Here is a 24,261-nt window from a genome sequence, read left to right on the forward strand (position 1 = left end):
AGGATGGTGCTTATATGATCGGATTTATCGGACTAGGAATAATGGGAGAAAACATGGCTGCCAATCTGCTGGAAAAGGGAGAGCGATTAGTCGTTTTCAACCGTACAAAAGAGAAAGCACACGCGTTGATGGACAAAGGTGCTGTCTGGGCTGACTCGCCTCGTGAAGTCGGGGAGCAAGCTGATATCGTATTTACGATGCTGACAGATCCAGGAGCAGTCCAAGCTGTCATCTTTGGTGAAGACGGACTTTTCAGCGGCATGAAAAAGAATGGCTTATGGGTCGATGCGAGCACTGTCAAGCCCGCTTTCACGAAGGAGATGGCAAAAGCAGCTCGAGCTCATGATATCCGCTTTGTCGATGCACCCGTTTCCGGATCCAAGGCACCGGCTCAGCAAGGAAAGCTGCACTTCCTTGTCGGCGGTGATGAAAAGGATGTAAAAGAAATCACCCCACTGCTTGAGAAAATGGGACAAAGCATCCAATACATGGGTGGAAATGGCAATGGTTCAGCTACCAAATTGGCAGTCAATATGCTGCTCGTCCAATCCTTGACCGGTTTATCTGAAGCTGTCAGCTTCGGTGAAGCAGTCGGTCTGGATCGGGAGCATTTGATGGATGTCCTGCTTGCCTTGCCAGTGACGAGTGATATCCAAGCCGGTAAGCGGGATACGATTCTCAATCAAGATTTCGACCCCCAATTCCCTTTGGAACATGCATACAAGGACTTACAGCAGATTTCAGAAACAGCCTATGAAGCAGGTGCTCCCCTCCCGATGACCAACAGCGTCAAGGAACTGTACGCATTGGCGAAAAAGAACGGCTATGGCAAGCAAGATGTCGCCGCCGTTTATGCACTTTTGGCAAGGGATTGACCCAAAAATGACACGGAATCCGAATTTTTTCGGATTCTTTTTTTATTCTCATTTATTTTTTTTAATTAACATTGGCATATTAACAAGGTGCAGGATACGAAGCGGGAGGTTACTTAATCTGTGTGAACCATTTTTTCGCTTATTTCCATTACATTATAATCATTTTAATCTGAATGATTTATTAAATTTTTTAAATCAGATAAAATGTAATTTTGCTTATACTGAATACTTTCATATCAATATTTTTGTGCTAATATAATTATTGTTTTCTTAATTTAATAACTTTCTAAAGGGGTCTTCATCATGGCTGATTCATCAAGCAAATCAAAACGGGAAGTCAAATGGATTCCACTTCTGATCACCATATTGATCGGCGTAATCCTTTGGTTCATCCCTTCACCAGATGGTGTAAAAGCCGAAGCATGGCATCTGTTCGCCATCTTCGTCGCGACGATCATCGGTTTGATCATTAAACCAATGCCGATGGGAAGCGTCGCCATCCTATCTTTGACAGCGATTGTGCTGACAAAAACACTTGGTCTGGAGGAAGCACTGAGCGGATTCCAGAACAGCACGATCTGGCTCATCGTCATTGCCTTCTTCATTTCCAGAGGCTTTATCAAAACAGGACTCGGATCAAGGATTGCTTATTTATTCGTCCGCCTGTTTGGTAAAAAGACATTGGGCTTGTCTTATTCCTTGATCGGAAGTGATTTGATCCTGTCACCGGCTATGCCGTCCAATACAGCACGTGCCGGCGGTATCATCTTCCCGATCATCCAGTCATTGTCCAATTCCTATGGATCCAGGAGCGGAGATGGCACGGAGCGGAAAATCGGTTCCTTCCTGACTTTCACGTCCTATCAAGGAAACGGCATCACTTCCGCCATGTTCCTGACAGCAATGGCAGCAAACCCATTGGCAGCCAGCGCTGCGGAAAGCGTCACTGGTCAATCGATCTCATGGGGAAGCTGGATCCTTGCTTCCATCGTCCCTGGTATCATCAGTTTGATCGTCATTCCATTCGTCATCTTCAAGCTGTATCCTCCTGAAATCAAGGAGACACCGAAGGCGACTGAAATGGCAACCGTGAAACTGCAGAGCATGGGCAAGCTGAAGCGTTCCGAATGGTATATGATCGCTGTTTTCCTATTGCTGCTTGTATTATGGATTTTCGGCGAAAACTTCGGTATCGGTTCTACGACTGCCGCTTTCATCGGTCTTGTCGTGCTATTGCTTACGGAAGTATTGACTTGGTCCGATATCAAGCAGGAACAAGGTGCATGGGATACACTCGTTTGGTTCGCCGTGCTTGTCATGATGGCGAATTACCTGAATGAACTTGGTCTTGTACCTTGGTTCAGCGATATCATGAGTGATGTCGTAAGCACACTATCCTGGCCGGTTGCATTGCTGATTTTGGCTGTCGTGTATTTCTACTCCCATTACTTCTTTGCGAGTAACACAGCCCACGTCAGCGCGATGTATGCCGCCTTCCTTTCCGTCGTTGTGGCAGCTGGCGCGCCGCCATTATTATCAGCGTTATTGCTGGCTTTCTTCAGCAACTTGTTCGGCTGTCTGACACACTATGGCAGCGGCCCTGCCCCGGTATTCTTCGGCGCAGGCTTCGTTTCCCAGCAAAAATGGTGGGGGCTTGGTTTCCTCATCTCCATCATCCACCTTATCGTCTGGATCGGAATTGGCGGACTGTGGTGGAAACTGATCGGTCTATGGTAAAAAAAACAGGAATCCTTCACGGATTCCTGTTTTTTATTTGACTGCATACGTTTCGGCAGCTGCCGCTTTGATAAATGGACTCAAGTTCCTGACAGTATACATATGCAATTCATGCATCGCTCTTGTACATGCTGTGTAAAGCAAGGTACGCTCCGATTCATGGCCGTACGACTCATCCGAGACATCATACAATAGGACAGCATCGAATTCGATACCCTTGGCCAGATATGCCGGGATCACCGATAAACCTTTTTTGTATTGGGAAGTCGTTTCGGTAATCAGATCTGCTTCCATTTCTTCCTTGATCCAATCATGCGCTTCTTTGCTCTCCTTGCTGGTCTTGCCAATCACTGCAATCGTTTCGTAACCAGCTTCCTGCAAAGATCGGATCTTCTCCAGAATCAGCCGGCGCCTTTCCTGCTCGTCAGCTGCTTTTATCACTGTCGGCAAATCACCATCGCGGTTGAAAGGCTGTATATCCTTGGCGTTATCCAAGAGCTCCTTCGTGAAGTCGACTATCTGCCTTGTCGAACGATAGCTGCGCCACAGCTCGATTCGATGACTGTCGGCTGTATTGCCAGAGAGCACATTCTCCCCTGTCAAAGCATGCGCCTGAATCGCCTGATTGATATCACCAAGCAATGTCATCCTCGCATTCGGGAAAGCCTGCTGCAAATAGGCGAACTGGAACGCCGAATAATCCTGCGCTTCATCGATGAGCACATAACGGATGGACTTATCCGAGCGATCCCCCAGCACCTTATCACGGAAATATACGAATGGCGTCACATCTTCCCAGCTCATATATTTCCGCATGAGATTCTGCTTCGTCGTTTCATATAGCTCTGGCCACGAAGCTGGCATTTCCGGCCGTCTTTCGGCTGCCAGCATACGCAAGTATGACTTTTTGACATTGATGAAGGCATGCTTACGGACTTTCTTGATCAAGGGACGAAGCTTCCGTTCGACAACCCATTTCCGGAGAATTTCTTCTTCCTGTTTGTTCTCCTCAAAATCGTCCGTTTCTGAGCGTTCTTTCTTCTGGAGCTCGGCAAATGCTTCGACATAGTCCTCTTTTTCCATCAGCTCGACTTCTTCCCGAACCCAATCCTTCCGTGTTTCCCATTCACCCCACAGCTGGAGTTTTTCGACGATCCAAGCCGCAGTCAGCTCGGCCCGGTTGGAAATCGGCAAAGTATTGGACAGGCTGTAAAAATAAGACTGGATTTCCTGCTTGCTCACGATGCGCTGCTTACGGAAGCTGACATCCTTGAAAATGAGGCCGGCACGCTTGAATTCGTCCAGCTTGTCATCGATGTAATGCTTGAAATCCAAGCTTGCTTTATACTGGATACCAGCAAGCCTCCGCTCCTTTTCCTCCCCGGAAGCAAGCAGCATATATTCCATTTGTTCAAATGGCGTCTCGATCGTCTCCCTGCCCTCCAGCTGGGCATCCATATGGGCATAGAAAGTAGCCTGCTTCATATTATCTTCCCCAAGCTCCGGCAAGACATTGGATACATAGCTGTTGAACAGCGGGTTCGGGGACAGCAGCACGATATTCTCAGCCGAGATGCGATCGCGATAGTGATACAGCAAGTATGCCACCCGCTGCAGCGCCGCCGATGTTTTGCCGCTCCCCGCTGCACCTTGTACAATCAAATTAGCGGCAGATTCGTTACGGATGATTTGATTCTGCTCTTTCTGGATGGTCGCAACGATGCTTTTCATCTCGGTACTCGCATTCCCGCCAAGTACATACTGCAGGAGACTGTCACCGATCGTCACCCCTGTATCAAACAAAGCAACCAGCTTCCCATTACGGATGATGAACTGGCGTTTCAGCGTCATTTCCCCTTGTATCCTGCCTTCGATCGTTTCGTAGGAAGCCTCTCCAGGTGAAAAATCATAATACATGCTGGAGATCGGCGCCCGCCAATCATAGATGAGGAAATCCTCTTCCTTCTCATCCATCAGACTCGCCAGCCCGACATAGATTTCCTCCTCATGATCAGCACCCGTTTCCCGGAAATCGATACGGCCGAAATAAGGGTTGCGCTGCAAGCGGTCCAATGTTTTCACTTCATTATGGATCTGCTGATGGGTCCGCTCCCGTTCACCAAGAAGCTCAGCCTGCTGCTTCAGGCTGGCCTGCGTTTCATTCACATCATCCGGCTCATCCAGGTTGACAGTTACATCCTCCCAGAAATTCTTGCGCAAATCGATCACTTTCTCCCGGAGCCCTTGAATCATTCCTGCGGTTTTTTCCCGTTTCTTTTCGATCGTTTCCTGGACCCGGGCCACGCGGGCTTGTTCGTCCTTTAAATCCTTCTCCTCTTCAGTCATACCGGCGTCCCTCCAAAACATTTGACATTTATATTGAAATAAAGTATAATTTTATATGGTTTGCTAAATTATGTTATATTAGCAGAACATCCTCTATTTTATCATGTTCATTGTTCCCCTGCAATTTTTCTCTATCCTTCCTGCCATTTACAAGCCACCCCTTTGCATATCCCTTCCATTCGTGTGTATAATTAGTTAGGGAAACGAAATATTAATGCGAAAGAAGTGTTTTTCACATAATGACGGACGAACAGCTCGCAAAACGCAACCTGTTTATCATGTGGTTCGCCAATTTCTTCATCTCGGCGAGCTTGAGTATGATCATGCCATTCCTCTCCTTATATATTTCATCATTCGGTACATTATCCGATCGGGAGGTCCAAAGCTGGTCAGGCATCATTTTCGGGGTGACTTTTGTTACCGCATTCATATGCTCGCCATTCTGGGGGAAAATCGGCGACCGATACGGACGGAAGCTTATTTTGATCATATCTTCCTTCGGCATGGGGGTTTCCATTCTCCTGCTCGGATTCACCGAAAATGTGTGGCAGTTATTCATGCTCCGTGTATTCATGGGAATCTTCACCGGATTCATCGGAATATCCCAAGCGTTCATTTCGACACAGACTCCCAGTCACATTGCCGGACGCGTGCTCGGCACCTTACAGACCGGCAGCATCACTGGTATGCTCTTCGGTCCGATGATCGGCGGCATCCTGGCCGACAGCATCGGCTTTCATGGAACATTCCTGCTTGTATCGATAAGCGTCTTCATCTCTGCCGTACTCGTCACGTTCGGAACGAAGGAATACCCAGTGAAGGTTCAAAAAGGGGAGAAATCACATTATACTTCCAAGGAAGTGCTCACACATATCCTGAAGGATCCGATTTTACTAGTCGTACTCCTTTTAAGCTCATTGATCCAGATTGCCAATTTCAGCGTCCAGCCAATCCTATCTTTATATGTCCGGGAACTGCATGGGCCTGAGAATCTAGCATTCTACTCCGGTATTGCCTTTTCGGCAGCCGGACTGGGAAATCTGCTCATGACAAGGACTTGGGGAAAGCTTGGCGACCGCATCGGATATGTCAAGATCCTGATAGGACTCATCATTGCCGCAGGTATCGTTTATATACCCGGTGCAATGGTCGGCTCGGTCTGGGAACTAGCAATCATCCGCCTGCTTCTGGGCATGGCCATCGGCGGTATCATCCCGCTGCGAGTCGCTTACATCCGGCATGCCGCTCCGCTTACCATGCAAGGAGAAGTACTCGGATATAATAACAGCCTTCGGTTCCTCGGGAACTTCATCGGTCCGATATTGGGCGGTATGATGGCTGGTTATTTCGGCTTCTCGGCCGTTTTCTATATGACAAGCGCCCTGCTTATCATTTGCGGTATCACATTGCTTACTGCTCATATTAAAAATGGCCGCTCACGGGCGGAGACTTCTTCCATTTAAAAAGGATTGCCGAACATCGGCAATCCTTTTTTTTTACATATTGAAGCTGCGGACAGCAATCGCTTCGATCTCCACTTTCGCCCCTTTTGGCAGTTTGGAAACCTCCACGGTCGCACGTGCCGGATATGGCTCGGACAAATGGCGTCCATACACTTCATTCACGGCTGCAAAATCATCCAACGAGGTAAGGAATATCGTTGTCTTGACAACTTGATCGAATGACAAATTCGCTTCCTCCAAAATAGCAGACAGATTCTTCATCACTTGATCCGTCTGTTCCTCGATACTGTCTGCCATCTCCCCTGTAGCCGGATCCAGCGGGATCTGCCCTGAAATATAAACTGTCCCGGCTGTTTCCACTGCCTGGGAATATGGACCGATCGCTTGTGGTGCTTTGTCGGTTTGAATGATATTACGCATACGTATCTCCCCTATTTAAAATAGATTTTTGAAGAAGTCACCAATCGACTTGAAGAAATCCTTCACACTTTGCCAGAAGCCTTCATTTCCAGCTACTTCATCTATCTTGTCCTGGATCGTCCCGGCAATATCATCCAGCTGTGATTTCACACCTTCGAAATCGATATCCAGCTGGCGCATCTTATCGAAAAGATCGATAAGCAGCTGACGATCTTCATCGCTTAAGCTGATTTCCAGCTTGCTCAGCTGGTCGGAAACGATCTGCTCGACATCTTCGCGCGTGGCAGGGTTCTGCTCCGCAATTTCCTGTTTGATATCCGTTAAAAGCTGCGTGACTTTCTCGTTATCCAGCCCTTCCTTCTGCGCCAAATCCGTCGCCAGATCGAGCTCATCATTGGCAACTTCCGTCCGTTCCGGATCCAGGTTGCCATCTGCTGTATCATAGGCTTTATAAATACCGGTCAAAGCGGAATGACCGCTGACTTTCACCGGGGAAGCGACTTCCACTGTAGCATCCTCGATACCAGCAGTAAGCAATGCGTTCTTATACATATCGACTGTCACCTGCGTGATATTGTCAGGCGTGACAATCTGGACATCCAGTCCGTGGCCTTCATCTTCCCTTGTGATCATTGCCGAGGAATACATCCTGGAATTGGCATCCCCATCTATGTACTTCACGATATCCTCGGCAGTAACCGGAATTTCCTCTACATTATCTGTATTTGTAACACCAAGGTCTTCCCTGACCTGTTCTTTTTGTGCTTCTGATAACGAATCTCCAACTACGACAATCGGCAAGCCGAATTTCTCATTGATACTATCCGTGTTCTTTCCTGTATTTGCGGATACAACATCGGAAAAGGCAAAGCTGAGCATCAGGACCAATGCTGCACATGCCATCATGCTTTTGGTTAACCTTCTCATGGAATGATCCACCTTTTCTTCAAAATGGTCTTGCTTTCCTCATTATAAGCTTTTATGGAAATAAATAAAGTCTTAACTTGTCCTGCGTCCCTGGTCGTATATCCCCAAAAAGCACAGACAAGCAAAAAGGCCGCATCCTTGACCGATGCAGCCCTTTCATTAAGCACGTTTCTGAACAGAACCATCCTTCTTGTGGATGATCGTCTCTGTTCCTTTATTTTTTGCAATCTCCTTGGCCCGCTTCACAGCGTCCTGTTTTTTATCAAATACCTGGGACGGCCGTTTCGAGCCCTTGGCTTGAACTGCCCAGCCATCATCATGAGGCACGACCTCCTCCGCATTGTCTATCAAATCCGGATTACTGCCAGATCCATCAGAATCACGTTCTGTCGGATCATCATTTTCCATGAAGTCCCTCACTTCGCTTTCGGAGGCATTCTCATGCCACTCTTTCGCCTGACTGGTCGCAATCGGAATGGCCCTGCTTTCATCATAGCCTTCATCCACCATCGCATTGGCAATCTCAATAACTTTCTTTTTGACTGGTTTGTCCAAATTTTTCAGCGAAGCAGGATAGTCGTCCATCGTCCATGGCATGCTAAAAACTCCTTTGCGATTGTTTATATAGTCCCTATTCCCCTCCCTGTGACCATGAAACGCGAAAAGCAAATGAGTTGTGTAAGTTCCTGCCGCCGTCTTACAATTATCGTATTATCAAAAGGAGATGATGCCCCATGGCGAAAAATGAAGAAATCCAATTGGCAGAACGTCCGGAAGGCATGCCGACGAAAGATACTTTTCGTTTTGTCGAAACAGAAATCCCAGCACTCGAGGAAGGACAAGTGCTCATCAAAAGCATCTATATCAGTGTCGATCCATATATGCGCGGCCGGATGAATGATACGAAATCCTACGTGCCTCCGTATGAGCTGGATGCACCGATTGCTGGCGGTATTGTCGGTCAAGTTACCGAATCCACATCGGATAAGTTCCAAAAAGGCGATTTTGTACTCGGCAATTTGCCTTGGGCCCGTTATAACGCAGCGGATCCGAATAACCTGCAAAAGGTCGATCCCGATCTCGGCCCAATCTCTACGGCATTAGGTGTACTGGGCATGCCGGGTCTCACTGCGTACTTCGGTTTGATGGATATCGGCGAACCAAAAGCCGGTGAAACGGTCGTCGTTTCCGGAGCAGCTGGCGCAGTCGGATCCACCGTCGTCCAGATTGCCAAAATCATCGGTGCCCGCGTCGTCGGCATCGCCGGATCCCCCAAAAAACTCGACTATGTCAAACATACACTTGGCGCCGATGAAGTCATCAATTATAAAGAAGACGATGTAGCGAAAGCTCTTGAGAAAGCCTGCCCTGACGGCGTGGATGTCTATTTCGACAACGTCGGCGGCCCAGTGTCAGACGCAGTCTATCCATTGCTTAATGCACATGCCCGCATTCCGCTTTGCGGCAGCATTTCTTCTTACAACAAAAAAGAAGATCAAGGACCACGCGTCCACGGCTACCTCGTCAAATCGAAAGCCAAAATGCAAGGCTTCATCGTCGGCGACTATGGCGATCGCTTCGCCGAAGGAAAGAAACAGCTGTCCGAATGGTTCAAGCAGGACAAGCTTACATTCGAAGAAAATGTCGTGGAAGGCTTTGAGAATGTGCCCGATGCTTTCCTTGGATTGTTCAAGGGAGAGAATTTAGGGAAACAATTAGTGAAAGTGGCAGAAGAGGAATGATGCAAAAGCCTGACAGCTTGTACACTGTCAGGCTTTTTTCTTTAATCGTTCTCTACTATTTGGATAAGGTTGCCGCATGTATCGTCAAAGACAGCCAATGTGACTTGTCCCATTTTGGTTGGTTCTATTGTAAACTTCACACCTTGGTCCAATAACCGTCTATACTCTGATTCAATATCTGAAACACCAAACATAGTTACTGGGATGCCTTGCATAAACAACTTTTCTTGATACTCCTTGGCTATCGGATTATTATTCGGTTCCAATAAAAGTTCAGTACCTTCTTGCTCATCAGGAGAAACTAGAGTTATCCATCTGAATTCTCCAGCTGGCTCGTCATGCTTTTTTACAAACCCGAGTGTTCCCGTATAAAATTCCAATGCTTTGTCTTGATCTTCTACAAATATACTCGTAACAATGATTTTCAAATTGTTTTGCCTCCTTTGTATTGACACCTTGCTAACATGCTGAGATCCGTCGGTAATACCATTCATTCTATCTTCACTCTGATGATTCTAATCACTATAAATTATACCACCCGAACAATATACTCCTTCACCATTTCCACTAATTCCATTAATAGCATGCACTAAAAAAGGCACCCCACTTCAGGGATGCCTTTTCCTAAACTCTTTTAATCATAATGATTTATTCTTCCTATGATTATACAATTTATCACTGCTTATCTATTATCCACTTTCTCCGGATACATATCATGATTCATCATGCGATGATCTGCCATCTGCTCATACTTCGTGCCTGGGCGGCCGTAGTTGACGTATGGATCGATGCTTATTCCACCGCGTGGTGTGAACTTGCCCCATACTTCGATGTAGCGCGGGTTCATCAGTTCCTTCAGGTCGTTCAGGATGATGTTCATGCAGTCTTCGTGGAAATCACCATGGTTGCGGAAGCTGAATAGGTACAGCTTCAGCGATTTGCTTTCCACCATCTTCTCATCCGGGATGTAGCTGATGTACACCGTACCGAAGTCCGGCTGATTCGTGATCGGGCATAGTGTCGTGAATTCCGGGCAATTGAATTTCACGAAGTAATCACGGTACGTGTGTTTATTATCAAAGGTTTCGAGAACCTCAGGTTTGTAATCGAAATCGTAGACATTGTTTTTGTTGCCAAGCAATGTTATGTCTTCCATTTCTTCTGGCTTTCTTCCTGCCATTTGTATTCCTCCTTGCTGCTTTTTAACAAGCGCTCCTTATTATAAAGGATTTTGTCCATTTTGTCTCATGAAGCTGATGACTTCATCATTTGTCGGCATGCCGGCTTGTGCACCTGGGAAGCCTATCTGCAAGGCTGCTGCTGCGTTGGCATAGCGGCAAGCTTCATCCAGCGGACTGCCGCTTGCCAGCTTAAGTGCAAGTGCAGCGTTGAATGTGTCTCCGGCTCCGGTCGTGTCAACTGGCTCGACGGAAAAAGCCGGTACACGCCCGCCGCTATACACAATGCCCTCTTCCCCTTTTGTGATGACAAGCTTATCGGTATATTCCTTTAATGCCTTTTGTATATCGTCAAAAAGAATGGCAGCCTCTGATTCATTCGGCGTGATGTACGCTGCCTGATCGATGACCTCGCGGGAAAGCAGCTGTGCTGGTGCAGGATTCAGTATGTATGGTACATCCGCCTCCTGACAGCATTTGGCTGCAGCTGCCACTGACTCGAGCGGAATCTCCAATTGAATCAGGACCATGTCGCTTTCTGCGATGACACTCCGTTTCGTTCCGATATAATCCGGTGTGAGCTGAAAATTGGCTCCCGGGATGACAGTGATGCTGTTATCTCCATCCACCACCTGGATGACGGCAACACCCGAAGAAGTGCCCGCTCTGCCAATATGCTCCGTCCGGACCCCTTCCCGGCGGAGAACCTGCGTGAGCTCATCCCCGAAAGGATCCCGACCGACCATACCGATCATGGCGACATCCGCCCCTAGCCTGGCGGCAGCGACAGCTTGATTGGCACCTTTACCGCCAGGGAAAGTTTCAAAGCGCTCCCCCAGTATTGTTTCACCAGCTGCAGGACGTTTAGCTGAGGTGGCAGTCAAATCCATATTCAGACTGCCGATTACCGTTATCTTCGGTACCATGCCCAGTCCTCCTTTTAAAATACGATCGTTTTATTGCCGAATACAATCACGCGATCATCCACATGCCATTTGATTGCACGCATGAGTACACTGCGTTCGACAAGACGTCCGACACGCTTCAGATCTTCCGCTTTATCCTTATGATTGACCCGATGGATATCCTGCTCGATGATCGGACCTTCATCCAGATCCGATGTCACGTAATGGCTTGTTGCCCCGATCAGCTTCACCCCCCGTTCAAAGGCACGCTCATATGGTTTGGCGCCGATGAAGGCTGGAAGGAAGCTATGATGGATATTGATGATTTTATTTTTATAATTCTCCAGGAATGCAGGTGTCAGGATCTGCATATACCTCGCGAGAATGACGGTGTCGATATCATATTGCGCCAACAGCTCAAGCTGCTGACGCTCTGCTTGCTGACGGATATCCTTATTGGCAGGGATATGGTGGAAGGGGATATCATGGGCTTCCGCCAGTTCACGCGCATCCTCATGATTGCTGACGATCACTGCAAGGTCGGCCATGAGGTTGCCGCTTTGATACTCCCAAAGAATCTCCTGCAGGCAATGCAATTCCTTCGATACGAACAGAGCCAGTTTTTTCAGGTCGCGTACACGCACAAGCTGCCACTCCATCCGGAAATGCTCCGCTATCTGCCGGAAGCCTTGCTCCAGCATCTGCTGCGTATCGCCGTCCTGTCGGCATTCGAATTCAATCCGAAGGAAGAACTCCCCTCCATCCGGATCGGTTGTATATTGATTGGATTCCATGATATTTGCTTGCTGTTTATAAAGGAACTCGGAAACTGCTGCGACAATTCCCGGCTGATCAGGACAGGAAATGACGATCCGATATCTGTTTTCATTCTGCTGCTGGAAAGCTTTGATTTTTTCTAGATAATGTGCGGACATGGCTAACCTCCTAATATTCTTCTATCTTAACGATTGTAACTTATTTCGACAACAGAAAATCATGACAAAAAAATACGATCCCAACTAGTCTGGAATCGTATGTATTGTATGGGGGATGCGTCTCTTTATACATCTGCGATCTGCTTCAAGGCCTCGATACAGAAATCCACTTCCGCCCTGGTTGTATTAAGCGGCGGCAGGATCCGCAGCACCTGCTCACCAGCTACCAGAACAAGCAACCCGAGCTCCCGGGCCTGATGCACAAGCTCGATCGCTTTCCCTGTCGTACCAAGGCCAAGCAGCAAGCCCTTCCCGCGCACATCCGTGAACGCACCGGACTCGGCAGCGATCGTTTCCAGCTTACCCCGGAAGTAATCCGCGGTCTCTTGCACTTCCCTCAAAAATGCAGGATTTGTGATCACTTCCAAGGTGGCCTTCCCAGCTGCAGCCGCCACAGGATTACCTCCGAAAGTGCTGCCGTGGCTGCCGGCTTCAAATGCTTGCGCCGCTTTCCCCGAAGCAAGCATAGCTCCGATCGGGATGCCCGAAGCCAGCCCTTTCGCGGTAGTCAGCACATCCGGCTCCACCTCATATTGCTCATAGGCATAAAGCGTACCAGTACGCCCGACGCCAGTTTGCACTTCATCCAGCATGAACAGGACATCGTTTTCCTTACAAATCCGTTCCACTTCCTTCACCCATGCAGGATCGGCAGGGATCACGCCGCCTTCCCCTTGGACGAGCTCCAATAAAACGCCGCATGTATCAGGTCCGATCAGCTCATCCAGGGCTTCTACATCATTATAAGGAAGATATCGGAAGCCCTGTGCCAGCGGGGCGAAGTTTTTTTGGATCTTTTCCTGCCCCGTTGCTGCCAGTGTCGCGAGCGTCCGGCCGTGGAATGATCGGCTGAACGTGACGACCTCGAAAGCCTTGGTTCCCTTTACCTTCTGGGCATAGCTGCGTGCCAGCTTGATTGCTGCTTCATTCGCCTCTGCACCACTATTGCCAAAAAATACTTGATCGGCAAATGTACAGCTCGCCAGCTGTTCTGCCAGCTGTTCCTGAATCGGGATATGATAAAGGTTGGAACAATGCCAAAGAGTATCCAGCTGCTCCTTGACAGCTTCTTTGACGGCTGCCGGGGCATGCCCTAAATTGCAAGTAGCGATTCCGGCAGTGTAATCAAGATATCGTTTGCCTTTATCATCCCAGACATAGCTCCCTGCCCCTTTTGTAATGGAAATCGGAAACCTGCTGTAAGTCGGCATGACAGATGAAATAGCTGTATTCGTTTCAGACATGATGGGCCTCCCCTGATAATGTGATGGTTGTTCCTGCGACTTTACCTTCCACCAGCTGCAACAAACTGTCTGCTGCAAGGCCATTGACGATGGTGACTTTCCCAGCCCCATGCACCAAAGCTTCCAATGCTGCACGCACCTTCGGGATCATACCGTCTTTGATGAGTCCATCATCGATCATCTGCTTCAATTCCCTGTCCGTTACATCGGTGAGCATTTGCTTCTTTCCTTGCTCCTGGCGATAAATTCCCGGAATGTCGCTTATGAAGCATAGCTCTGCATGCAGTGCCCGCGCGATGGCTGATGCCGCAAGGTCGGCGTTGATGTTGAAGCGGGAATTGCCTTCCCCTCCAGCCAGCGGTGAGATGACCGGAATATTACCCTGGGAAACAATCTGTTCGATCAAAGCCGTATTCACTTCTGTCACGGTGCCGACAAGGCCGAGCTTATCCGCATTCGCAACAGGTTCTGCATACAGCAGCTTGCCGTCCAGCCCGCTTACGCCATAGGCATCGGTCCTGGCCATCAGCTTTCGTACCAGATACTTGTTCACCGCCCCGCTCAGTGCCATCTCGACCACATCAAGCACCTCTTCGGTCGTCACCCGCAAACCGTCGACGAATTCCGTCTTTACCCCTGTCTGCTGCAGCAGGTCATTGATCAGCTTCCCTCCTCCATGCACAATGACAGGCTTCCAATCACCCTGCTTTTGAATAGCCGCGATATTATCATAGAAATTATCAGGCAGCTGATCGATGATGCTGCCGCCGCATTTTATAACCAGGAATTTCATCCAGCCTCCCCCTTTACGTCCGATAGGAAGCATTGATTTTGACATAATCGTATGACAAATCACAGCCCCAGGCAGTCGCTTCCCCATCTCCATCCTGCAGATCGATCGTGATCAGGACCGTTTCCTGTTTCAAGTGTTTGCTAGCTTCTGCTTCATCGAACACCACGGGACTGCCGTTCTGGACGACCACGCTATCTCCAAGCCAAACCGAGATCTTATCAGGGGAGAAGGAGGCACCGCTGTATCCTGCTGCCGTAATGATACGGCCCCAATTCGGATCAGCTCCATATACTGCTGCTTTCACCAGGCTGGAGGCGACGACTGCCTTGCCTATCTTTCTCGCCTCTGCTTCGGATTTGGCATTCTGTACACGAACCTCGACGAGCTTCGTGGCTCCTTCTCCATCACGAGCGATTTTCTTTGCTAATTCTTGCGAGACATATTGGAAGGCCGCGGAAAATTTCTCCCATTCTGGATGTGACGGGGTCAGCTCTTTATTGCCTGCTTTTCCGTTTGCCAGTGCAAGCACCATATCGTTCGTGCTCGTATCTCCATCAACCGTGATCATATTATAGGATCCATCCGTCGTTTTTTTCAGCAGCTGTTCCAGCGTATCACTTGGAATAGCGGCATCCGTCGTCACGAACGCCAGCATCGTCGCCATATTTGGATGAATCATGCCTGATCCTTTGGCAGCCCCGCCGATGGTGATCGGCATGCCATCTATTTCCACGCTGACAGCAATCTGCTTTGTGCATGTATCCGTCGTCAGGATGGCTGTGGCGAATTCATCTGCCTTGCCGGCCCCTTTTATCGCATGGATACCCGACATCACTTTATCCATCGGCAGCTGGACACCAATCAACCCAGTCGATGCTACCGCCGCATGCTGGGTTTGAATCCCGAGCTTCTCAGCAAAAGCTTTACGCATCGCATAAGCATTCGCCAAGCCTTCTTCTCCTGTACAAGCATTGGCAATCCCGCTATTGACCACAATCCCCTGCAGTTTGCCCTCGAAACCGATGCTTTCCTCCGTCACAAGAAGCGGAGCTGCCCGAAAAGCATTCAACGTATATACTCCCGCAGCAGCTGCTGGAGATTCCGAAGAGACCCACCCCAGATCCAGTTTGTTATGCTTGCGGATGCCGATGGCGACACCACCTGCCTGGAAGCCAGCCGGGCTTGTGATCGTTCCGTTTTCTATAACTGTGTAGTCCGCCTGTTCTGTCTTTATCATTTGATCCCTCTCCTTTATGGATAAACCGGCAGCATCCGTAGACCTGTTGTCTGCTCCCAGCCCTGCATGATATTCATGTTCTGGATGGCCTGACCTGCCGCTCCTTTTACCAGATTGTCGATGACTGAAACGATAGTCAGCCTATTTGTCCGTTTATCCAAGTGCAACCCGATATCACAGAAATTACTTGTTGCCACTTCCTTAGTCGCCGGCCATGTGCCCTGAGGCCTGATTCGGACAAATGGGTGAGCTTCATAATAAATTTCATATGATTCCAATAATTCTTCCTCTGATGATTCCGTTTGCAGATCGGCATAAATGGTTGCCATGATTCCGCGGGTCATCGGCACCAGCTGTGTGGAAAAACTGACAGGCTGCTGCGAACCACCCGCTTCTGCCAACAGCTGTTCGATTTCAGGGATATGCTTATGCTCGCCTAGCTTATAAGCTTTCATATTTTCATTGATTTCACTATAGTGCGCGATGGCATTCGGGGACTTTCCCGCTCCGGATAGACCTGACTTGGCATCGATGATGATAGATGCCGGATCGATCAGGCCATTATGTACAGCCGGCAACAAACCAAGCAAGGACGCAGTCGGATAACAGCCAGGATTGGCTACAAAGTCCGCTTCCGCTATCTCTTTTTCATTCCATTCAGGCAATCCGTAAACGGCCTTTTCCAATAGTGCCAGTGAAGCTGGCTTCACTTTATACCACTGTTCGTAAACTGCAGGGTCCTTCAACCGGAAATCCCCCGCCAAATCCACACAGCGGATACCCGCCTCGACCAGCTGCGGGAGCAACTCCCTGCTCACCCCTGGCGGAGCCGCAAAGAATGCAAAGTCCACTTGCTCTTTCAGGGCTGCAACATCAAATGCCTCCATTTTCCCTTTTATGAAACCGTCCGTGTGCGGATACAATTCCGTCAATGATTTACCCGCACTGGAATGGGAGATGATTGCCTTCACTTCTGCATATGGATGTATATGTAAAAGCCGAAGCAATTCCACCGCTCCATAACCTGTACCGCCAATTATTGCGACTTTCACGAATGTAACCTCCTGTGAACAAGTATGAATTAGTTAGTAATTATACTTTAGTGTGCATTTTTATTCAATGGGTAAGATGAAAATTTAACCTGTGCACCCTTCCTGCAATCCTTCCAGACTTCAAATGATGTTCTCATAGCCATCTGGTAGTTTCCATCAGAGGAAAAGATATTTCAGTTTTGATGGAAAGGGCAGTTTCTCCTTAAAATCATTGCACTTGCCATGCAATATGTTATACTGCTACCAAGCAATATTGTAAGCGTTATCATATATAACGCTTGCACTTTTCTGCTGCTGCTGTAAAATTTGGTATGGCAAATTGCTAGATAAAGGAGAATGGGCCTATGCGATCGAAAAAAACACTCATCCATGCTGCAGTAGATATCAATCAGACTGCGAATCAGTTTAAATCAAGCATTGTACTAGTGATGGATAATAAAGTGGTAGATGCCAAAAGTATGCTGGGGCTGTCCAATAGTGTACTGACGTCAGATTTCTTCCGCTTGGAGATATATGGTGAAGACGCCGAGGAGGCAAAAAAGGCGATGCGGGATGTATTTTTAAGTAACGGTCTGCCTGTGGAAATCAGTAATAAATAATACCGAAAAAAGACAGCTCCCGCATGCAGGGCTGTCTTTTTTCATTAAGGCCGGGAAGGCTTCGGAATGATGGTATTCCGCAGCTGACCAATTCCCTCGATTTCGATTTCGACAACGTCTCCCTCTTTTAAGAATTGCGGAGGGTCCATGGCGAATCCGACACCATTCGGCGTTCCTGTCATGATTACATCCCCAGGCTCCAATGTCATGATGCCCGAGATAAAGGACACTAAGTGCGGAACCGGGAAGATGAGGTGCTTCGTATTGGAATCCTGTCGTTTTTCCCCATTGACGAATGTCCGTATCGAGAGGCTGGATACATCCTCTATTTCATCGGCAGTGACTAGATGCGGACCCATCGGCGCACTGCGATCCAGTGTTTTCCCTTGCAGGAATTGCGGAGTGCGCCGCTGCAGGTCCCGGGCCGATACATCATTGGCAACCGTATATCCCGCTATGTAGTCCAGCGCCTCGCTTTCCGGTACTTCTTGCGCCCTTCTTCCGATGATGACAGCAAGCTCCCCTTCATAGTCAAGCTTTTCAGTCAGCTTCGAATGATATACACCTTGTTCATGTGCACAGACGGCATTGGAGAACTTTCCGAAAAGTACCGGATATTCCGGCAGCTCACGCCCCATTTCCTCGATATGATCCCGATAATTCAAACCGACACAGACAATCTTGCCAGGCTTGGGTACAGGAGGTCCGAGCTTGACTTCTTCCGCTCTGTACTGCACTTCCTCCAGTCCTTCCGCCAATGCAAATGCTTCTGCCCGAAAAGCACGTTTCATTGCATGGGGACCCATGCTGTAGAAAGCGTTCGGATCGGCAGGAAGCAGACTCTCGACCGTCATCGCCAAATCCGCCTCCTGCTCTGCCAGGAGATACTGACGGTATGCTTCTTGTAAATCGATGATACGTCCTTCTGCCCTGCTGCCGATCCGATACGGATTAAGATCTTTGCCAACTTTATAAGCTACCAGCCTCATCCAAATCCTCTCCTTTTTTCGAATACTCAAAATTGAATCTCTCTTTCTATGATATAGTAAGAAAGTCAGACAGCATAGAAGAAAGGGAGTCATACTAATGAAAAACGTTTATTTGAATCACGATGGCGGAGTAGACGATCTGATTTCACTATATCTTTTATTGAAAATGGAGAATGTGCGCCTCATCGGCTGTTCTGTCATTCCGGCAGACTGCTATTTGGAGCCTGCTCTGTCGGCGAGCCGAAAAATCAATGATCGCTTTGGCAGTGCCGAAACACTTGAGATTGCGGCATCTACTTCACGAGGCAAAAACCCATTTCCGAAAGATTGGCGCATGCACGCCTTTTTTGTCGATGCCCTGCCGATTCTCAACGAGCATCTGCCAGTTCGTACAAAGGTTGCCGAGAAACCAGCCCATCTGGATATGATAGATAAATTGAAAGCCCAGGAAGAGAAAACAACCCTTATCTTCATCGGACCGCTTACTGACTTGGCTCGTGCTTTGGAAATCGATCCCTCCATCGTGCAGCATATCGAGAAGCTTGTATGGATGGGCGGCACATTGCTTCCGACAGGAAACGTCGAAGAGCCAGAGCATGATGGAACAGCAGAATGGAATGCTTTTTGGGATCCGGAAGCGATGGACATCGTTTGGAAAAGTGACATACTAATTGACATGGTAGCGCTGGAAAGCACCAATCAAGTACCGTTGACTGTGGATATCCGGGAAGAATGGGCACGCAACCGCAAGCATGAAGGTGTGGATTTCGTCGGTCAAAGCTATGCTGCCGTACCGCCGCTCGTACACTTTGAGACAAATTCGACGTATTATTTATGGGATGTGCTTACGACAGCTTCTGTAGGCAACAGTTCATTGGTGCAGAAAAAGGCTGTCCGAGTAAGCGTCGAGGCTAACGGCCCTTCGCAGGGACGTACATATGAAGATAAAAACGGAAAGGAAATCCAATTGGTGCATGATGTGGATCATGATGCTTTCTTCTCTTATATCCTCTCCTTGATGAAAGCATAATCGAGCCTTGTTTCATATAATTGGTATCGCATATATACAATAAATTTGTTATACTATTCCGTGGTTGTTATCCACATGTGGATAACCTAATATGTTCGAAACGGAAAGAAGGCAGATTAGAGATATGTATATGGATTACCATCATCACACGAATAACTCAATCGATTCCAAAGCTGTCATGCAGGATGTGTGCGAACAGGCGATCAGCAAGGGAATCAAAGAAATTTGTTTCACCGAGCATTTTTCCGTAAATCCGGATGCACCGACCTACGGGCATATGGATTTCGCTAAATATCAGCAGGATATCAGGGATTCCCAGGAATCCTACGGTGATCAATTGACCATCAAGATGGGGATTGAATTATGCGAGCCGCATTTGATGATGGATGTATACGAGAAAGAGCTTAGCCCCATTCCATTTGATTTCATCATGGGGTCTGTGCATAATATCAACAACCAAAAACTGAGGCTGCATTTGCGTGCGAATCGGGATACCTTCTATGATGACTACTTCGCGGAAATGTACAAGCTTGTTTCTGATGCGGATATCGACGTACTCGCACATATCGATTTGATGAAGCGGTATGCTGTCCAGGAAGGGCATGAGGTTTATGTATTTGAGCAGTATAAGGACCAGATTGCCGCTATATTGGAAAAAGCGATACAGCGCGGTATCGGTATCGAAATCAACACATCGGGCCTCCGGAGTACCCTTGGAGAAGCTCTTCCGACACCGCAAATTGTATCGCTTTACCGTGATTTAGGCGGACAGATCCTGACACTTGGCTCCGATTCCCATAAGGCCGAGACAGTCGGCGCCGGTATAAAAGAGGCACAGCAAATAGCGAAGCAATGCGGTTTCACCCATATATATCAGTTTGATAAACGCGAGCCAAAAGCTGTATCTCTAGGCTAATATTTCTTTTCATTACGCAATTTTTGTTTGATGAATGCCTTGAATTGCTCATCCTGGCCATCCGGCAGCAATGCCGCATGGCCAGGATTTTGCATGTACGCCTCTTCATCGCTCCATAGCTCCCTTTTCAGGACCCGCAGCCTTACATAATAAAACATCAGTTTGAGATCAAGCCACATCTCTTCTTTGAAGAATTCAAATACTTCTGCCTGGCTTGCTGTCGTCTCCTCTTTCTTCTGCGCAATCGCATACTGCGCCTGTACGACTTTGTTTAGATGCTGTTCCATCAATTCTTGTTCTGCCGTCGTGAATGTACCCTTGCCGATCGTCTCATCCAGCAGTTTTTCCGCTTCGGCTGTATGCTTCAATATGGTCTGCTGTTCCTGCCGAATCGTATCCAGAAGCTCAAAGAATCTGGCAAATGCTTGCTGAATGATATCCGTTGCCAGATGCATGACGTTCTTTTCAACAGCCTCCAGCAGCTGACGAAAAGAGTGATAGCGATTATCCGTCAATTTGACGCCATTATCGGAAGTCAGTCTCCGTATCATCTGGACGCTGGTCATATACCGATAATAACGGGCTGCCAGTTCTTCCACTTCGTCCTGTGCAGGTATCCTGCCGTCCTCTGCTACAAGCAAATGCTCGTTGCTTGGCATGAACGTGAAATAATAATGGATTGGTATCTGGCTGTCCTTGCAGACTGCAGGACAAACGTCAATCCGTTCATCGTCCTGTTGGCGGCTGCGCTCGGATGCAGCAGCCACCGGCTCTGGTAGCGTTTCTTTTGTAATCATGCTTTTTCCTCCGTTCTTTCCTGCTTATAGCTAGTATTTCACAAATTCCCCTAACTCAATCCTACCTTATTTCCCTATTCTTTTGTAAGCAGTTTCATTCCATCCATAAAAAACGACAGCCCTATACGGGCTGTCATTCGGTTTTAGCAGTTCTCGGCAGAATCAAGACTTCGACTCGGCGGTTCTTCTCCCTGCCTTCTGCTGTATCATTCGATGCTATCGGCTTGTACTCTCCGTACCCTTTGGCGCTGAACCAGCGCGGATCAAGCTTATCATTCTCCAATACCAGCTTCATGAAGTTGACAGACCTCATCACGCTGAGCTCCCAGTTGGAGTTATACGATGACGTGCTGATCGGTACGTTATCGGTATGTCCGCTGATGATCACTTCCCGGGGCGGATCCATGACAAGTAAGTCGGAAATCTCTTTTGCAATCTCCTCATCCTTGACACTGACCTCACTGCTTCCGGAGTTGAACAGGACATTATCATTGATCGTCAGCAGCAAGCCCTCGTCCGTCAAATCGGTCGAGAACTTATCACTAAGATCCTTATCCTCGATATAGGTCTCGATTTTCTTCTGGATTTTCTTCAGTTCTTCCCTCTCCGCTGCTTCCAAGTCAGCTTCGCTATCCTTCTCTTTTTCTGTATCCTCCGCAGCTTCTTTCTTTTCTTCCTCATCATTTTGATCGCTCACAGCAGAGCTCGTTTCATTTTCCGGTGTCATGTTCGTATTGGAATCCAATAACCCTTCACCGCCATGAACGATACTGCTGAAAGTATCAGAAATCTGATTGAACTTCTGCGCATCAATCGAGCTGCTTGCAAAAAGGACGATGAACAGCGCCAGCAGCAGGGTCAGAAGATCGGCATACGGAAGCAGCCAGGATTCATCCACATGTTCTTCATGCTTTTTGCGCTTGCGCTTACGGCTCATACTGCCACTTCCTCTTCGGCTTCGGCGAATTCAGCTTTTTCCTTGCCAGGCAAGTACGCCAGAAGTTTTTGTTCCAGCATGCGCGGCGTCTCCCCTTCCAATATGGAGAGGATACCTTCTATCATCAGCAGCTTATGCTGCACTTCCTGCTGGGTCTTGCGCTTCAGTTTGTTGGCGATCGGGTGGCAGATGACATATCCGGTGAAAATCCCCATCAGGGTCGCAACAAAAGCAGCGGCAATTGCATGACTCAGCTTATCGATATCCGAAATATCCCCAAGGGCCGCAATAAGACCGATAACGGCTCCCAAAACCCCCAGTGAAGGTGCATAGGTACCGGCCTGTGTGAAGATAGCAGCACCAATTGCATGCCGCTCCTCCAGCGCATCGACTTCTTCATTCAGCACATTGCGGATATATTCCGGTGATTCTCCATCGACAGCCATGCTCAGTCCATTACGCAAAAAGTCATCTTCTACATCACGAGCGCTATTCTCCAGTGCCAGCAGTCCTTCCTTCCGACTGATCTGCGACCATTCCGAGAACATACGTACAAGCTCTTTTGTGTCGAACTCCTGCTTATTCTTAAAAACTACGCCCAGCAGTTTCGGGAATCGTTTCAATTCATTTCCCGGAAATGCCAAAGTAACCGAGGCCGCTGTACCGACTATGATGATCAGTATGGCCGCAGGATTGATAAGAGCGGTTGGACTTACGCCTTTCAATACCATACCGACTCCGACAGCAACTAAGCCCAATATGACACCAATGATTGATGATTTATCCATATTTCCATTCTCCTAAAAATTTTTGATTACTCTTAATATCGGATACATTCATAAAATCTGTATGTTTTTTCATAAACTTTACGTTTCTTTTCCAGCCTAAGAGGAAATCAGTAACAAAAGTGTCATATTTAGATTCATCCGTATATACTCTACAGCTTTACCTAAGGCTATCTTGAGAGTGAATGGACACGATTGGCAGGAAGACAAGTGACAAAGGTAGTGTTTGTTTGTATTGTGTAATCGATTACATAGCGAGTAAGATAAAAACAAGCACTATATAATTCATCATTTGTCCACATATAAAAGGGGGAAAAAGCATGGCACAGGAAAAAACCAGTGTCCGCGCTCGAGTTCAAAAGTTCGGTTCTTATTTGAGCAGCATGGTCATGCCGAACATCGGCGCATTTATCGCATGGGGTCTTATTACCGCATTATTCATACCAGATGGGTATTTCCCGAATGAAACGATTGCAGCAATCGTAGATCCTTCGATCACGTATTTGCTCCCGCTGCTGATCGGTTTTACCGGCGGTCGTCTCGTCCATGATATTCGAGGCGGTGTCGTCGGGGCCATCGTCACAATGGGGGCGATTGTCGGCTCGCCGGATACACCGATGTTCCTGGGAGCGATGGCAATGGGGCCGCTTGGCGGATATACCATCAAGCTATTTGACCAGTATATCGGTTCCAAAGTGCGCTCCGGCTTTGAAATGCTGGTCAACAACTTCTCTGCAGGTATCATCGGCGGCGCTTTGGCAATCGGCGCTATCTACTTTGTAGGTCCGCTGCTTGAAGGATTGACAAATATATTGGCAGCCGGCGTTGACTGGCTTGTAGGACTGGGTCTCCTCCCGCTTGTCAACATATTGATCGAACCAGCAAAAGTATTGTTCCTTAACAATGCAATCAACCATAGTATTTTCACACCGCTTGGCCTGGAGCAATCGGCAGAAGTCGGCAAATCCATTCTTTTCCTATTGGAAGCCAACCCAGGCCCAGGATTGGGTATCCTGCTTGCATTCATCATTTTTGGAAAAGGAAGCGCAAGAGCATCAGCACCAGGTGCAGCTATCATCCATTTCTTCGGGGGGATCCATGAGATCTACTTCCCGTATATCCTGATGAAACCATTCCTGATTGTAGCGGCAATCGGCGGCGGTGTAACCGGAACGCTTATATTCTCCCTGATGGATGTCGGCCTTCGCGCCGCGGCTTCACCAGGCAGTATCATCGCCATCTTCCTGATGGGCAACCCAAGCGACTATCTCGGCCTGGCACTTGGTATTCTTGG

General features: G+C 48.1%; 24 protein-coding genes. 8 read left to right on the forward strand and 16 right to left on the reverse strand.

What is annotated here, in order from left to right; genetic code table 11:
- Positions 1–14: 14 nt before the first annotated feature.
- Positions 15–875: an NAD(P)-dependent oxidoreductase gene (locus CHH53_RS01200; RefSeq protein WP_095214291.1), complete on the forward strand. Its 861-nt coding sequence runs from the start codon at positions 15–17 to the stop codon at positions 873–875.
- Positions 876–1,178: 303 nt separating this feature from the next.
- Entirely contained in the window at positions 1,179–2,612 is a 1,434-nt protein-coding gene (locus CHH53_RS01205; protein ID WP_095214292.1) for an anion permease, read from the forward strand.
- A gap of 33 nt (positions 2,613–2,645) precedes the next feature.
- On the opposite strand, the gene helD is transcribed toward CHH53_RS01205, so the two are convergent.
- Positions 2,646–4,958 (reverse strand): RNA polymerase recycling motor HelD, encoded by a 2,313-nt coding sequence (gene helD, locus CHH53_RS01210; RefSeq protein ID WP_095214293.1) that lies wholly within the window; start codon positions 4,956–4,958, stop codon positions 2,646–2,648.
- A gap of 239 nt (positions 4,959–5,197) precedes the next feature.
- Between helD and CHH53_RS01215 the strand changes: the two genes are divergently transcribed.
- The gene (locus CHH53_RS01215) at positions 5,198–6,421 is read left to right on the forward strand and encodes an MFS transporter (protein ID WP_095214294.1); all 1,224 of its coding nucleotides are present in this window, start codon (positions 5,198–5,200) and stop codon (positions 6,419–6,421) included.
- A 33-nt stretch (positions 6,422–6,454) separates the two neighbouring features.
- Here the strand turns inward: CHH53_RS01215 and CHH53_RS01220 are convergent, their stop codons facing one another.
- From CHH53_RS01220 to CHH53_RS01230, 3 genes are all read right to left on the reverse strand, one after another.
- On the reverse strand, positions 6,455–6,841 hold the full coding sequence (locus tag CHH53_RS01220) for a RidA family protein (protein ID WP_095214295.1): 387 nt from the start codon (positions 6,839–6,841) through the stop codon (positions 6,455–6,457).
- Positions 6,842–6,856: 15 nt separating this feature from the next.
- The gene (locus tag CHH53_RS01225; protein ID WP_095214296.1) at positions 6,857–7,768 is read right to left on the reverse strand and encodes a DUF1002 domain-containing protein; all 912 of its coding nucleotides are present in this window, start codon (positions 7,766–7,768) and stop codon (positions 6,857–6,859) included.
- Between the two features lie 159 nt (positions 7,769–7,927).
- The gene (locus tag CHH53_RS01230; protein ID WP_095214297.1) at positions 7,928–8,365 is read right to left on the reverse strand and encodes a DUF2188 domain-containing protein; all 438 of its coding nucleotides are present in this window, start codon (positions 8,363–8,365) and stop codon (positions 7,928–7,930) included.
- Positions 8,366–8,502: 137 nt separating this feature from the next.
- Here CHH53_RS01230 and CHH53_RS01235 point away from each other — a divergent pair, with 137 nt between their 5' ends.
- Positions 8,503–9,510 carry an NADP-dependent oxidoreductase gene (locus CHH53_RS01235; RefSeq protein WP_095214298.1) on the forward strand — a complete coding sequence of 336 codons (1,008 nt, stop codon included), beginning with the start codon at positions 8,503–8,505 and terminating at the stop codon, positions 9,508–9,510.
- Between the two features lie 41 nt (positions 9,511–9,551).
- Here the strand turns inward: CHH53_RS01235 and CHH53_RS01240 are convergent, their stop codons facing one another.
- The 8 genes from CHH53_RS01240 to argC all read right to left on the reverse strand — a co-directional run bounded on the left by CHH53_RS01240 (position 9,552) and on the right by argC (position 16,914).
- Positions 9,552–9,938 (reverse strand): VOC family protein, encoded by a 387-nt coding sequence (locus CHH53_RS01240; RefSeq protein WP_095214299.1) that lies wholly within the window; start codon positions 9,936–9,938, stop codon positions 9,552–9,554.
- A gap of 254 nt (positions 9,939–10,192) precedes the next feature.
- Positions 10,193–10,690 (reverse strand): preQ(1) synthase, encoded by a 498-nt coding sequence (queF, locus tag CHH53_RS01245; protein ID WP_095214300.1) that lies wholly within the window; start codon positions 10,688–10,690, stop codon positions 10,193–10,195.
- 39 nt (positions 10,691–10,729) lie between these two features.
- A complete protein-coding gene (gene rbsK / locus CHH53_RS01250) occupies positions 10,730–11,614 on the reverse strand; it encodes a ribokinase (RefSeq protein WP_095214301.1) in 885 nt (294 codons plus the stop codon).
- A gap of 14 nt (positions 11,615–11,628) precedes the next feature.
- On the reverse strand, positions 11,629–12,528 hold the full coding sequence (purU, locus tag CHH53_RS01255) for a formyltetrahydrofolate deformylase (protein ID WP_095214302.1): 900 nt from the start codon (positions 12,526–12,528) through the stop codon (positions 11,629–11,631).
- Positions 12,529–12,653: 125 nt separating this feature from the next.
- Positions 12,654–13,832, reverse strand: coding sequence for an acetylornithine transaminase (locus tag CHH53_RS01260; protein ID WP_095214303.1), 1,179 nt, complete (start codon positions 13,830–13,832; stop codon positions 12,654–12,656).
- Complete coding sequence (gene argB, locus CHH53_RS01265; RefSeq protein WP_095214304.1) at positions 13,825–14,625, reverse strand: acetylglutamate kinase; 801 nt, start codon at positions 14,623–14,625, stop codon at positions 13,825–13,827. The genes CHH53_RS01260 and argB overlap by 8 nt, the downstream gene beginning before the upstream one ends.
- Positions 14,626–14,638: 13 nt before the next feature.
- Entirely contained in the window at positions 14,639–15,862 is a 1,224-nt protein-coding gene (gene argJ / locus CHH53_RS01270) for a bifunctional glutamate N-acetyltransferase/amino-acid acetyltransferase ArgJ (RefSeq protein ID WP_095214305.1), read from the reverse strand.
- 14 nt (positions 15,863–15,876) lie between these two features.
- Entirely contained in the window at positions 15,877–16,914 is a 1,038-nt protein-coding gene (argC, locus tag CHH53_RS01275; protein ID WP_095214306.1) for an N-acetyl-gamma-glutamyl-phosphate reductase, read from the reverse strand.
- 344 nt (positions 16,915–17,258) lie between these two features.
- On the opposite strand from argC, the gene CHH53_RS01280 reads away from it, so the two are divergent.
- Positions 17,259–17,513 (forward strand): HPr family phosphocarrier protein, encoded by a 255-nt coding sequence (locus tag CHH53_RS01280; protein ID WP_038563758.1) that lies wholly within the window; start codon positions 17,259–17,261, stop codon positions 17,511–17,513.
- A 44-nt stretch (positions 17,514–17,557) separates the two neighbouring features.
- Here CHH53_RS01280 and CHH53_RS01285 read toward each other — a convergent pair whose 3' ends face one another.
- Positions 17,558–18,502: a fumarylacetoacetate hydrolase family protein gene (locus CHH53_RS01285; RefSeq protein WP_095214307.1), complete on the reverse strand. Its 945-nt coding sequence runs from the start codon at positions 18,500–18,502 to the stop codon at positions 17,558–17,560.
- A 97-nt stretch (positions 18,503–18,599) separates the two neighbouring features.
- Between CHH53_RS01285 and CHH53_RS01290 the strand changes: the two genes are divergently transcribed.
- Both CHH53_RS01290 and CHH53_RS01295 read left to right on the forward strand, forming a co-directional pair.
- Positions 18,600–19,532 (forward strand): nucleoside hydrolase, encoded by a 933-nt coding sequence (locus tag CHH53_RS01290; protein WP_095214308.1) that lies wholly within the window; start codon positions 18,600–18,602, stop codon positions 19,530–19,532.
- A 91-nt stretch (positions 19,533–19,623) separates the two neighbouring features.
- Complete coding sequence (locus tag CHH53_RS01295) at positions 19,624–20,448, forward strand: histidinol-phosphatase HisJ family protein (RefSeq protein ID WP_340081488.1); 825 nt, start codon at positions 19,624–19,626, stop codon at positions 20,446–20,448.
- On the opposite strand, the gene CHH53_RS01300 is transcribed toward CHH53_RS01295, so the two are convergent.
- The 3 genes from CHH53_RS01300 to motA all read right to left on the reverse strand — a co-directional run bounded on the left by CHH53_RS01300 (position 20,445) and on the right by motA (position 22,970).
- The gene (locus tag CHH53_RS01300; RefSeq protein ID WP_095214310.1) at positions 20,445–21,245 is read right to left on the reverse strand and encodes a hypothetical protein; all 801 of its coding nucleotides are present in this window, start codon (positions 21,243–21,245) and stop codon (positions 20,445–20,447) included. The two genes, CHH53_RS01295 and CHH53_RS01300, sit on opposite strands and share 4 nt — an antisense overlap.
- 133 nt (positions 21,246–21,378) lie before the next feature.
- A complete protein-coding gene (gene motB / locus CHH53_RS01305) occupies positions 21,379–22,182 on the reverse strand; it encodes a flagellar motor protein MotB (RefSeq protein ID WP_095214311.1) in 804 nt (267 codons plus the stop codon).
- Positions 22,179–22,970 (reverse strand): flagellar motor stator protein MotA, encoded by a 792-nt coding sequence (gene motA, locus CHH53_RS01310; protein ID WP_095214312.1) that lies wholly within the window; start codon positions 22,968–22,970, stop codon positions 22,179–22,181. The genes motB and motA overlap by 4 nt, the downstream gene beginning before the upstream one ends.
- 317 nt (positions 22,971–23,287) lie before the next feature.
- On the opposite strand from motA, the gene mtlA reads away from it, so the two are divergent.
- The coding region (gene mtlA / locus CHH53_RS01315; protein ID WP_143594446.1) for a mannitol-specific PTS transporter subunit IIC at positions 23,288–24,261 on the forward strand (974 nt) is incomplete at its 3' end.

This window comes from Terribacillus sp. 7520-G, from assembly GCF_002271665.1.
Classification (GTDB): Bacteria; Bacillota; Bacilli; order Bacillales; family Amphibacillaceae; genus Terribacillus.

What these genes read in the sequence shown, in the direction of transcription:
- CHH53_RS01200 (WP_095214291.1), top strand. Translation starts at nt 15, where the DNA reads ATGATCGGATTTATCGGACTAGGAATAATGGGAGAAAACATGGCTGCC.
- CHH53_RS01205 (WP_095214292.1), top strand. Translation starts at nt 1,179, where the DNA reads ATGGCTGATTCATCAAGCAAATCAAAACGGGAAGTCAAATGGATTCCA.
- helD (WP_095214293.1), bottom strand. Translation starts at nt 4,958, where the DNA reads ATGACTGAAGAGGAGAAGGATTTAAAGGACGAACAAGCCCGCGTGGCC.
- CHH53_RS01215 (WP_095214294.1), top strand. Translation starts at nt 5,198, where the DNA reads ATGACGGACGAACAGCTCGCAAAACGCAACCTGTTTATCATGTGGTTC.
- CHH53_RS01220 (WP_095214295.1), bottom strand. Translation starts at nt 6,841, where the DNA reads ATGCGTAATATCATTCAAACCGACAAAGCACCACAAGCGATCGGTCCA.
- CHH53_RS01225 (WP_095214296.1), bottom strand. Translation starts at nt 7,768, where the DNA reads ATGAGAAGGTTAACCAAAAGCATGATGGCATGTGCAGCATTGGTCCTG.
- CHH53_RS01230 (WP_095214297.1), bottom strand. Translation starts at nt 8,365, where the DNA reads ATGCCATGGACGATGGACGACTATCCTGCTTCGCTGAAAAATTTGGAC.
- CHH53_RS01235 (WP_095214298.1), top strand. Translation starts at nt 8,503, where the DNA reads ATGGCGAAAAATGAAGAAATCCAATTGGCAGAACGTCCGGAAGGCATG.
- queF (WP_095214300.1), bottom strand. Translation starts at nt 10,690, where the DNA reads ATGGCAGGAAGAAAGCCAGAAGAAATGGAAGACATAACATTGCTTGGC.
- rbsK (WP_095214301.1), bottom strand. Translation starts at nt 11,614, where the DNA reads ATGGTACCGAAGATAACGGTAATCGGCAGTCTGAATATGGATTTGACT.
- purU (WP_095214302.1), bottom strand. Translation starts at nt 12,528, where the DNA reads ATGTCCGCACATTATCTAGAAAAAATCAAAGCTTTCCAGCAGCAGAAT.
- CHH53_RS01260 (WP_095214303.1), bottom strand. Translation starts at nt 13,832, where the DNA reads ATGTCTGAAACGAATACAGCTATTTCATCTGTCATGCCGACTTACAGC.
- argB (WP_095214304.1), bottom strand. Translation starts at nt 14,625, where the DNA reads ATGAAATTCCTGGTTATAAAATGCGGCGGCAGCATCATCGATCAGCTG.
- argJ (WP_095214305.1), bottom strand. Translation starts at nt 15,862, where the DNA reads ATGATAAAGACAGAACAGGCGGACTACACAGTTATAGAAAACGGAACG.
- CHH53_RS01280 (WP_038563758.1), top strand. Translation starts at nt 17,259, where the DNA reads ATGCGATCGAAAAAAACACTCATCCATGCTGCAGTAGATATCAATCAG.
- CHH53_RS01285 (WP_095214307.1), bottom strand. Translation starts at nt 18,502, where the DNA reads ATGAGGCTGGTAGCTTATAAAGTTGGCAAAGATCTTAATCCGTATCGG.
- CHH53_RS01290 (WP_095214308.1), top strand. Translation starts at nt 18,600, where the DNA reads ATGAAAAACGTTTATTTGAATCACGATGGCGGAGTAGACGATCTGATT.
- CHH53_RS01295 (WP_340081488.1), top strand. Translation starts at nt 19,624, where the DNA reads ATGTTCGAAACGGAAAGAAGGCAGATTAGAGATATGTATATGGATTAC.
- CHH53_RS01300 (WP_095214310.1), bottom strand. Translation starts at nt 21,245, where the DNA reads ATGATTACAAAAGAAACGCTACCAGAGCCGGTGGCTGCTGCATCCGAG.
- motB (WP_095214311.1), bottom strand. Translation starts at nt 22,182, where the DNA reads ATGAGCCGTAAGCGCAAGCGCAAAAAGCATGAAGAACATGTGGATGAA.
- motA (WP_095214312.1), bottom strand. Translation starts at nt 22,970, where the DNA reads ATGGATAAATCATCAATCATTGGTGTCATATTGGGCTTAGTTGCTGTC.